1 protein-coding gene is annotated in these 1,222 nt (G+C 53.0%); it reads left to right on the plus strand.

Going from position 1 to position 1,222, the window contains the following annotated elements; genetic code table 11:
* The coding region (locus DMP11_RS10400) for a hypothetical protein (protein WP_235869419.1) at window positions 1-478 on the plus strand (478 nt) is incomplete at its 5' end.
* Window positions 479-1,222: the final 744 nt, after the last annotated feature.

Here is a 1,222-nt window from a genome sequence, read left to right on the forward strand (position 1 = left end):
GTTGTGGGGGTGGGGTGGAGATGGGGAGGTTGGTTGTGGATTCTGGTTGGAGTGGGGACATAATTTTTGTAGGAGAGCAGCCTTGTTTGGACTTGTTGGAGGCGGAGTGAATCAGTCGAAAAAACCCTTCCAGACGCGGCCGGCGCGAGTGACAATCGTAACAACGCCGTTACCAAGCCGTAAGAAAACTCAGATGGAGCAGGGAAATGATGAGCGAATTGCTTCGTCTTGCGTCACTCCTGGAGTATGCTCTAATGGGAATAATAGGGGAAAATCGGTGGATAACTTTTCCGCACTAGCTTTGGAAAGCGAGCAATCAAGGTTCGAAATCTCTGCCGTCAGCCCTGCGAAAGCAACGCAAAAGCCCGCGGATATTGCCCTGTTTATCAGGCCGGAAAACGAAGATGACGACGGGTACGACCCCTATTCCGACCGCCCGGCCACCACGGAATTTTTTGAGCCAAATCCTTGGGACTAGCAGGTAGGTAGGCTTTTTGCCCTTCTACTCTCCAGCGGCCAAGCGGACAGGGCCCTGCATTTTCGCATCCAACCAACCGAGCACAACATGATGGGGGCCGCCGCGCGCAGCCCCCATCATTTTCCCTGCCCGCAAATCAGCAGGAAGGGCAGGTTTTTCCTGCAAAGGCCGCAAAGCCTGGCCTTAGGGAACCTAGGGAAAACGCGCTTAAAACCGCTGGAAAATTGGCTGATCAACAAAGGAGAAACGCCATTCATCGCCGTTTAATCCACTATCGGTGGAGAACTTTTTGACTCCGTAATAAAGAGCAAAAGGGTCATCTTGAACAGGGGATTTATCCCGTGTCGAGAAACGTGCAAAAACCCACTCCGCCGCTTGTGCTCAAAACCGTCCACATATAAAGATGAGTTACTTGCTTGCCCTTGAGCTGTAACCCATTTGTGTATAAAATGTGACCTAACTATCTACAATTAAGGGCGAACTGCGCCCTAAAGCTTTGAGGACTAGGGGTCGATAGTTATGAAGCACCATTTGAACAGCCATTTGGCTGATCAAAACCTGGGAGGTAAAAACCCAGGTCAGACCGAGGGTATTCCTTCGGCCGCATTCGGGGAGGGCGCAAATGCGACAACTGACGCATATACGCGCACGCAAGGCCAGCAGCCGCCGGCCGTGAACACGGAAGGCGCGGAGGGTGCCCTCGGGGCGCTGTCCACGGCTCCTCGCCGAAAAAATCCCCTGTGG

It is taken from the genome of Parvibacter caecicola, from assembly GCF_003725335.1.
Classification (GTDB): Bacteria; Actinomycetota; Coriobacteriia; order Coriobacteriales; family Eggerthellaceae; genus Parvibacter; species Parvibacter caecicola.